The 8,531-nt window shown below is 40.3% G+C and carries 11 protein-coding genes and 1 rRNA gene; 2 read left to right on the top strand and 10 right to left on the bottom strand.

Annotated elements, in window-relative coordinates; all coding sequences use genetic code 11:
• Both ACOZ9X_RS20485 and ACOZ9X_RS20480 read right to left on the bottom strand, forming a co-directional pair.
• Nucleotides 1-211 (bottom strand): 16S ribosomal RNA (locus tag ACOZ9X_RS20485); the annotation flags it as partial.
• 267 nt (nucleotides 212-478) lie between these two features.
• Nucleotides 479-703: a hypothetical protein gene (locus tag ACOZ9X_RS20480; protein WP_423419739.1), complete on the bottom strand. Its 225-nt coding sequence runs from the start codon at nucleotides 701-703 to the stop codon at nucleotides 479-481.
• Nucleotides 704-855: 152 nt separating this feature from the next.
• Between ACOZ9X_RS20480 and pdaB the strand changes: the two genes are divergently transcribed.
• Complete coding sequence (gene pdaB / locus ACOZ9X_RS20475; RefSeq protein ID WP_066390712.1) at nucleotides 856-1,617, top strand: polysaccharide deacetylase family sporulation protein PdaB; 762 nt, start codon at nucleotides 856-858, stop codon at nucleotides 1,615-1,617.
• A gap of 19 nt (nucleotides 1,618-1,636) precedes the next feature.
• On the opposite strand, the gene ACOZ9X_RS20470 is transcribed toward pdaB, so the two are convergent.
• Nucleotides 1,637-2,257: a KinB-signaling pathway activation protein gene (locus ACOZ9X_RS20470; RefSeq protein WP_423419738.1), complete on the bottom strand. Its 621-nt coding sequence runs from the start codon at nucleotides 2,255-2,257 to the stop codon at nucleotides 1,637-1,639.
• Nucleotides 2,258-2,405: 148 nt separating this feature from the next.
• On the opposite strand from ACOZ9X_RS20470, the gene gerD reads away from it, so the two are divergent.
• Nucleotides 2,406-3,026 carry a spore germination lipoprotein GerD gene (gene gerD, locus ACOZ9X_RS20465; protein ID WP_423419737.1) on the top strand — a complete coding sequence of 207 codons (621 nt, stop codon included), beginning with the start codon at nucleotides 2,406-2,408 and terminating at the stop codon, nucleotides 3,024-3,026.
• Between the two features lie 32 nt (nucleotides 3,027-3,058).
• Here the strand turns inward: gerD and ACOZ9X_RS20460 are convergent, their stop codons facing one another.
• The 7 genes from ACOZ9X_RS20460 to ACOZ9X_RS20430 form a co-directional block, all read right to left on the bottom strand.
• Nucleotides 3,059-4,108 carry a P-loop NTPase gene (locus ACOZ9X_RS20460; RefSeq protein WP_423419736.1) on the bottom strand — a complete coding sequence of 350 codons (1,050 nt, stop codon included), beginning with the start codon at nucleotides 4,106-4,108 and terminating at the stop codon, nucleotides 3,059-3,061.
• A 332-nt stretch (nucleotides 4,109-4,440) separates the two neighbouring features.
• On the bottom strand, nucleotides 4,441-5,166 hold the full coding sequence (cwlD, locus tag ACOZ9X_RS20455; RefSeq protein ID WP_423419735.1) for an N-acetylmuramoyl-L-alanine amidase CwlD: 726 nt from the start codon (nucleotides 5,164-5,166) through the stop codon (nucleotides 4,441-4,443).
• A gap of 65 nt (nucleotides 5,167-5,231) precedes the next feature.
• Nucleotides 5,232-5,672: a DUF2521 family protein gene (locus ACOZ9X_RS20450; protein WP_416730186.1), complete on the bottom strand. Its 441-nt coding sequence runs from the start codon at nucleotides 5,670-5,672 to the stop codon at nucleotides 5,232-5,234.
• A gap of 297 nt (nucleotides 5,673-5,969) precedes the next feature.
• Nucleotides 5,970-6,362, bottom strand: coding sequence for a 30S ribosomal protein S9 (gene rpsI / locus ACOZ9X_RS20445; RefSeq protein ID WP_066237857.1), 393 nt, complete (start codon nucleotides 6,360-6,362; stop codon nucleotides 5,970-5,972).
• A gap of 16 nt (nucleotides 6,363-6,378) precedes the next feature.
• Nucleotides 6,379-6,816, bottom strand: coding sequence for a 50S ribosomal protein L13 (rplM, locus tag ACOZ9X_RS20440; protein ID WP_066237860.1), 438 nt, complete (start codon nucleotides 6,814-6,816; stop codon nucleotides 6,379-6,381).
• A 151-nt stretch (nucleotides 6,817-6,967) separates the two neighbouring features.
• Complete coding sequence (gene truA, locus ACOZ9X_RS20435) at nucleotides 6,968-7,720, bottom strand: tRNA pseudouridine(38-40) synthase TruA (RefSeq protein ID WP_423419734.1); 753 nt, start codon at nucleotides 7,718-7,720, stop codon at nucleotides 6,968-6,970.
• Nucleotides 7,721-7,732: 12 nt separating this feature from the next.
• A complete protein-coding gene (locus tag ACOZ9X_RS20430; protein ID WP_423419733.1) occupies nucleotides 7,733-8,530 on the bottom strand; it encodes an energy-coupling factor transporter transmembrane component T family protein in 798 nt (265 codons plus the stop codon).
• Nucleotide 8,531: the final 1 nt, after the last annotated feature.

Raw genomic sequence — 8,531 nt, 5'->3', positions numbered from 1 at the left:
ACTTTCAAAAAGAAGAAATGCTTCTTCTCTTATTATCCGGTATTAGCCCCGGTTTCCCGGAGTTATCCCCGTCTTACAGGCAGATTACCCACGTGTTACTCACCCGTCCGCCGCTAAATCAGAGGAGCAAGCTCCTCATCATTCGCTCGACTTGCATGTATTAGGCACGCCGCCAGCGTTCATCCTGAGCCAGGATCAAACTCTCCATAAAAGTGTTTGTCTTGCTCGATTTAAAACTGACGGAATTAATTCTTAATTCCTTACCTATTTCTTTTGTTCAGTTTTCAAAGAACTGTGTGTTTCGTGTGTCGCTCGTTTTGGCGACTTTTATAAGATACCACCGTTGGCTAGTTGATGTCAACAGCTTTTTTTAGTAATTCTTAATTTGTTTATTTCGTTTGTTTCAGCCGCTGTAAAAGCGACAAGAAGTAATATACCATCTTCTCGATAATATGGTCAATAGTTTTTTAGAAAAAAGTTAATTTCTTTGTTTTTTCCTTAAATATCTTCTGCAATCAGACGGCTTAGCGAACCTACAGAATAACCGATAAATGATCTGATACCTCTCTTCTAAAACGGATTTGACTATAACATCGATCTTATGGTCTTCAAGATCAAACCTAAGTTCCTCCATCTCCTTTTTTAACACATACTCAAATTCATGAAGTTCTTGGTGATTCAATAACATACCTACCAAAGACAATGGACGACACCCCGCTAAGTTTTTTTATTTTACCATTATGGCCATGAATAGTAGGAGTTATTATTTTATGTGATTATCTAAATTTTCGGTATATCTTGTCCCTTTCATCATAGATATTTTGTAAGGAAGATGGACAGGGGGTAGATGGTTTTATGAAATTTTTCTTTGTTATTAACGGCAAGAAAGTGAAACAATACATGGTTGTTGTATTTGCAGCATTCTTTGCTGCTTCACTTGCTTTTGTAGGACAGCAGCAACTATCTGTGTTTTCATCTAAAGATGGACCCCGAGCGATTTATAAGGGAGAAGACCAAGGGAATAAAGTATCTCTTACATTTGATATCAGTTGGGGCGATAAGCGAGTTACGCCGATCTTGGACGTCTTAAAGGACAAAGGCGTAAAAAATTGCACTTTTTTCATATCAGCCGCTTGGGCTGAGCGTCATCCTGAAATCGTTGAACGGATCGTAAAAGATGGTCATGAAGTGGCCAGTCTTGGTTATCAATACAAAAGTTATACCGATTGGGAAGACAAACAGATCAAAAGGGATATCCTTTTAGCTCAGGAAAAGATTAAAAAGGTATCTGGAAAAATGACTTCTCTTATTCGCCCGCCGAACGGAAACTTTGATGAGCGTGTCTTGAACATCTCTGAAGATCTTAACCATACGGTAGTTCATTGGAGCATCGACACGAAAGATTGGAAAAATCCTGGAGTTGATCGTATTGTGACAACGGCTACAGATGAGACGAAAGCTGGAGACATTATCTTGCTTCATGCATCTGATTCCGTTAAACAAACGCACAAAGCACTTCCTACAATAATCGATAAACTGCGTGACGATGGATTTAAATTTGTAAGTGTAAGTGAAATGATCGCGAATACAGAGGCCAATAGCAAAGAGGTTAACTAATTAATAAAAAGCCCCTGCCTTATAAGGCAGTGGGCTTTGTTTGTTTAGATGATTTAGTTTGATCGGACTGCAGCAGTCGATGCAGCATTAAAATTTGATACGTATTACAAAGCATGATTGGAACAAAGCCCATCCAAAGCGAAAGAGTATTGTTTTCTTTCAGCACCGGCACCCATTCTAAAATAGTAACGACTGTTATGAAGAAAAGCGTTGGTATGAATGCTACACTCGTTGTTTGCTTTACTTTTACATAGGCAATGATCAATCCGTAAGCTAAAATCGCAAGCGGAATAAGAATGTAATTAACTAGGCTGTCGCCTTCGTTGTGAAAGGATGTATATCGTAAATAGAACAGATCGAATAGAACGACTGCAATCAATACAAGTTGTACACCATTCCAAAGACGATGGCTTTTAAAGATACCCAGTCCAAAGCGATGAACAGTTAAATAAGCAAAAAAGCCCATCTGACTAAAAACACTGAACAACGCGCCGAAACCGATCAATCCAAAAATATATAGAAGAACTTCTAAAGCGCTGCTGTCTTCAGGAAACTTTAATATAAGACCAACTGTGATTGCACTAACAATCCCAATTAACAATGTGGTAAAGAATAAAAAGATCCAACTTCTAATTTTCACGCCTGTTTTCCCCCTCTAACATGCTCCGTAACGATTGTACCAATGTCTTTTTTAAATTGCCAGTTTTCCTTTAAATAACCAGTATAAATACGTGCTAAAAATCAATCCTATAAGTATGGAGCTCAACTTGAAAGGAGGAGGAATTACATTGAAAAAATTATACATTTTCCTCTTTTGTATCTCTCTCGCTGCTCTTTCGGGCTGTGCTCAAGAAGCCCAAGGCAGTTCTCAGGTCGATTATGAAGCAACAAAAAAGATGCTTGTCGATCTATTAAAGACAGATGAAGGAAAAAAAGCTATCAAAGAAGTGTTATCAGATAAGGAAATTCAGCAAGATATACTCATTGATCAAGAAGTCATCAAACAGACGATTGAAAAGCAGCTTCTTTCTGAAAAAGGACAGAAGTTTTGGCAGACCCTTTTTAAAGACCCGAAGTTTTCAGTAGCTTTTGCAAAAAGTATGCGAAAAGAACACGAGAAGTTGATGAAGGATCTTATAAAAGACCCACAATATCAAGCAGAAGTGATGAAAATCATGCAGAATCCACAAATGGCTGAAAAATTATTATCTCTTGTTGATACACAGCCTGTTAGAAAAGAAATGAAAAAAGTAATGCTTGAGACGTTTGAGAGTCCAATCGTACAAGCCCAGATCCAAGAAATGTTAAAAAAAGTCGCTCATGAAGAAATCGATCAGTCCATCTCTAAAAAAGGAAAAGAAGCTTCATCCGGCGGTGAACAACAACAAGAATCAACGAGCCCACAATAAAAGCCTTCCGACATTCGGAAGGCTTTTTTTCTTTAACTTGTTTTATCAATAATTTTCTTCGCCATCTGAATATAATGTTCACCGATTGGATGTGTTTGTCCATACACACTCGGCGCAAAATCATCTTCTTTTATCTCAGGCTGACCAAGCGGAATTTGGCCAAGCAACGGTACATTTAACTCTTCTGCTAAACGTTTTCCGCCGTCTTTACCGAATACATATTCCTTCTCACCTGTAGATCCGCTTTGGAAGTATGACATATTCTCAACGATTCCAAGAACTTCATGGTTCGTCTTAATCGCCATCGTTCCTGCACGTGCTGCTACGAAAGCTGCTGTAGCATGAGGTGTTGTTACGATTACTTCTTTACACTTCGGAAGCATTTTGTGAACATCAAGTGCAACGTCACCTGTACCAGGCGGTAAGTCTAGAAGAACATAGTCTAGATCTCCCCATTCTACTTCGCTGAAGAAATTCATGAGCATCTTCCCGAGCATCGGTCCGCGCCAGATAACAGGTGCGTTATCTTCAACGAAAAATGCCATGGAGATTACTTTTACTTCAAAACGTTCAACCGGAAAGATTCTATCGCCTTTTACTTTTGGACGCTCTGTAATTCCCATCATATCTGGAACGCTAAATCCATAGATGTCAGCATCGATCAATCCGACTTTTTTTCCAAGTCTTGCAAGAGCAACAGCTAAGTTCACAGATACCGTTGATTTCCCAACGCCGCCTTTACCACTAGCGATCGCGATAAATTGTGTCTTGCTGTTTTCGGAAAGAAGAGTCGTTGGCGCACTCTGCGCTCCCGCTTCACTCGGGTCCACAGCCGTAATGTCGTCTCTTTTTTCAAAACGAAGTCCGACAGATTCCACTCCTGCATTTTTCAGCACTTGAACGATCTGCTGCTGCAGCTGCATTTGTTCTGGTGTTCCTGTATGTGCTAAGCCAATCTTCAGCCCCACATATCCTTCTTTAATCTTCAACTCACGGATACTTCCAGAGTCGACCATGCTTTTATGTAAATAAGGGTCTTGAATAGGCCCTAACAGCTCGATGACTTTTTCTTCTGTAAGCACATAGACACATCCTTTACCTGTAAAATTCCTTTTCAGTATATCACAACCCCCACTGACAATCATGTAAGCGGTTTTTTAGATGTGTAAATTTTGTTCAAGCGAGGAGGCTTCCTATGATAGGTACGAGCACTTACTGTCGACTTTTATGAAAATACTGTCCACTTTTTGAATTTTACTGTCTACTTTCGTAAAATTACTGTCCACTTTTACACTTTTACACTTTTACTGTCCACTTCGGTATTTTTACTGTCCACTCAAAGTTTCCCGCCCAGAAAGCGAGCACCTGAAACGAGGTCAGCCTCATTAACGAGTCGCAATAAAAAACACCCCCTCTAATCAAGAGGAGATGCTGGTGGGGTTTCATTTGTATAAAAGCGCAGCATCCCCTGATAGATCGATGCCGCTATACTTTTTTGGTATGATTCAGTTTTCAAAAGCTCGCGTTCTGATGGATTGGACAAGAAACCAACTTCGACTAAAGCTCCTGGTACTTCTGCCGTTCTCAACAAATATAAACCTTCTATGGATTTTGCGAATCGGTTCGTATTGTTTAGGTTGCGTTTGATTTCGTCTTGAATGAATTTAGATACCGCTTCGCCGTCTTCTTTTCCGGGATGATAAAAGACTTGAGCACCTCTCCACCGGGATGAGGGCAAAGAATTAAGATGAATCGAAATAAATAAGTCCGCATGATTTTCGTTAATAATTCGTTTTCGTTCTTTTAAATCTTCATATTTGCGATGACGTAATTTTTTTGTTCCCTCTTTTGCGAGATCTGTGTCCGTCTCTCGTGTCATGATGACGAGTGCTCCCGCTTCTTGTAGATAATCTCGAAGCAATACCGAAATGTTTAACGCGATCTCTTTTTCAAGAACTTCTCCATCACCAACCGCACCACCGTCAGCACCGCCATGACCTGGGTCAATTACGATAATTTTTCCAGAGAGCGGCATGTTCCAAGAGCGCCACGAATCATCATCTAAAAAATGATAGGTGAAAATAAAGATAAGGACTGCGCATCCAAGTGCAAACGCGGCTCCCTTCACCCACTTCTTCATGTTTTGTCCCCCTATACAAGCCATATAATATTATGTATATGGGACAAGAAGAAATTTATAACTGATTATTGCAGCTTCATGCGGTAGCGTTTTTCACCGTTTTTATAGCCTTCCATCCACCAAATATGAACGAATGCCTCACAGCATAGATGTAGGGATTCCATCATCATCTCTGTTCCCCAGCACCAGAACTGCCAATATTCAAAAAGACCGTCTGCGATTGCTTTTTGTTTAGCATATGCCCGTTCTTTAATCTTTTCTAACGTTTCCCCGTGATACGCAAACCGGCTATAGCCTGCTCCTAAAAGATAAGAATCGATTGCCAAGTCGATGCATGCATCTTCAATGTCATTTTGATAAAGAAGCGAGTATTGAAAAAATGGTTGAAACAAACGCTGAAATTCTTTTTTTATGGTAGCAAGGGATAAGTCTCGAAGTACTTTCCGCTCGAACGTTTCTTTTTTGAAACGCTGCTTTTCTTTAAAATTGTTTAATACGATTGCCATTGTTACCTCCCCTTTCATCATGTTGTGTTTTTCCATATCTATATTTTCTCCAGAGATGGATTCACGACACTACATAAAAGATGGGAATAACTCTTTACTGCATGCGGCGAGTATATATGCAGAGCAAAATAGGATCAGCCGTTAGACTGAATTTTTCTGATTTAAACTTAATTACTTTAAATTTAGACTTAATTACTTTGAATTTAGACTTAATTTCCCTAAACAGACACGAATCACAAACAAAAAAACCCCGCTCTCTAAAAAAGAGAACAGGGTTTTGATAAACGAAAATAGAAATTAACGTTTTGAGAACTGAGGTGCACGACGAGCGCCTTTAAGTCCGTACTTCTTACGCTCTTTCATACGAGCGTCACGAGTAAGGAATCCAGCTGCTTTAAGAGAACCGCGGTACTCAGGATCTGCTTCTAGAAGCGCACGAGAGATACCGTGACGGATAGCTCCTGCTTGTCCAGTGTATCCACCGCCATGAACAGTAACTAATACGTCATACTTGTCAGTTGTTTCAGTTGTGTTAAGTGGTTGCTTAACGATAAGCTTTAAAGTTTCTAATCCGAAAAATTCGTCAATGTCACGTCCGTTGATTACGATACGGCCTTCACCAGGAACTAATCGTACACGCGCTACGGAGTGCTTACGACGTCCAGTGCCATAATATTGTACTTGTGCCACGTAAATACCCTCCTTTTTATCCGCGTAACTCGTAGTTTTCAGGTTTTTGTGCTTGGTTGTTGTGCTCAGCTCCAGCGTAAACGTGAAGCTTTTTGAACATTTGGCGACCAAGGCTGTTCTTTGGAAGCATACCTTTGATTGCTAGCTCAAGCATTTGAACTGGACGAGTTGTACGCATTTCTAATGCAGTTCTCGTACGCAGTCCACCTGGGTGACCAGTGTGGCGGTAGTAAATTTTGTCTGTTAATTTCTTACCTGTTAATTCAATCTTCTCAGCGTTGATGATGATTACGTGATCACCAGTGTCAACGTGTGGTGTATAAATAGGCTTATGCTTACCGCGAAGGATAGATGCAACTTCACTGGATAGACGTCCAAGTGTTTTGCCTTCAGCGTCGATCACAAACCATTTACGTTCTACTTCAGAAGCTTTCGCCATGAAAGTCGTACGCATGTGTTTTCCCTCCTGTATCTTCAATCAAATTTCATTATATTCATGTGAACATTTCCCGAGATATCTACACGGGGCATGTGGACGATATCTGTAGAAATACCAAATAATATCTTATAATATATAAACAACGATGTCAAGCGTATCCTAAATATTATTCCGTTTTATCTGCATAATCTACATGAAAGAGATAGAGCCCGTTTGCCGGAGCTGTTTTTCCAGCGAGCGCACGGTCCTTACCTTTTATAATCACAGAGACCTCTTCAGGTTTGAGCTTCCCTTGTCCAACTTCTAAAAGTGTACCAACAAGAATACGAACCATGTTATATAAAAATCCACTGCCTCTTACCTTTAGCGTTAAGACGTTCCCCTCTTCTACAACATCAAATGCAAAGATCGTACGAATCTTATCTTCCACTTCGGACTTTGCTGATGAAAAAGAGGTAAAGTCATGTGTACCTAAAAATAACGACGCAGCATGCTTCATCTCCTCTACGTTTAATGAATAGGGAAAATGAAACATATGATTTCTTTGGAACACATCTGGCAGCTTACTTCTTAAAATTTTATAGTGATACTCTTTAGCTGTTGCAGTAAATCGAGAATGAAACGAATCGCTGACCATCTCAATGTCTTTTATTAGAATATCATTAGGAAGCATCGCATTCAATGCCTTTCCCCAAGCTTCAGAAGGAATCTCCATAGGAGTATCAAAATGAAACACTTGACCGATCGCATGAACACCTGCATCCGTGCGTCCTGAGGCATAGATGGCTACAGGTTCCCCTTTGTGCATCTTTTGCAGGACGGCCTGTATCGTTCCTTGAACCGTTCTGCCGCTAGGCTGTATTTGGTATCCGGCAAACTCAGTACCGTCATAAGCTACGGTTACTTTCATACGAGCCATGTTCAATCTCCTTTAATTGCGTAATAAAAATAGCGAAAGAGTCAGCAAGGCTAATAAAAGCAGTGCAAACGTATCACGCTGATGCCACTCTAGCGCACGAAGACGAGTTCTGCCTTCACCACCGCGGTATCCTCTCGCTTCCATCGCAAGAGCGAGTTCTTCAGCCCTCTTAAACGATGAAACGAATAACGGAACCAATAGCGGTACAAAAGCCTTTGCTCGTTCTTTGATCGGTCCGCTCGTGAAATCAGCGCCACGTGCCATCTGTGCTTTCATGATCTTTTCCGTCTCTTGTAAAAGTGTTGGAATAAATCTGAGTGAGATCGACATCATTAACGCGAATTCATGAACAGGGAGTTTCCACTTTTTTAATGGACCTAATAAGTGCTCCAACCCGTCTGTAATATCGATCGGTGTTGTTGTTAAAGTCAAAAGTGACGTCATCATAACAAGCAGCAGAAGCCTTAGTGCGATGAATATCCCTTGAATCACTCCGCCTTCATATATTTCAAGAAAGCCTGCTTTATAAAGCAGGTCGCCTTCTTTTGTTAAGAAGATATGCAAAAGCATCGTAAACACGACGAGTAACAGAATCGGCTTTAATCCTTTATATAAAAAACGGAAAGGAACTTTTGACAAACTGATGGTTACTATCGTAAAAGCGATCAGTACACCATAAGTCACCCAGTTGTTTGCAAGAAAAACAATAAACAAATAAAAGAAGGCAGCAATGAGCTTCGAACGTGAATCCATTTGATGAAGTGGAGAGGAAGCTGGATAATACTGCCCGATAATGACATTCTGCAGCATA

Source organism: Fictibacillus nanhaiensis, from assembly GCF_049537595.1.
GTDB classification, from domain to species: Bacteria; Bacillota; Bacilli; order Bacillales; family Fictibacillaceae; genus Fictibacillus; species Fictibacillus nanhaiensis_F.
Note: the sequence above shows the minus strand (reverse complement) of the source record. Positions and strands in the feature narration are given on the sequence as shown.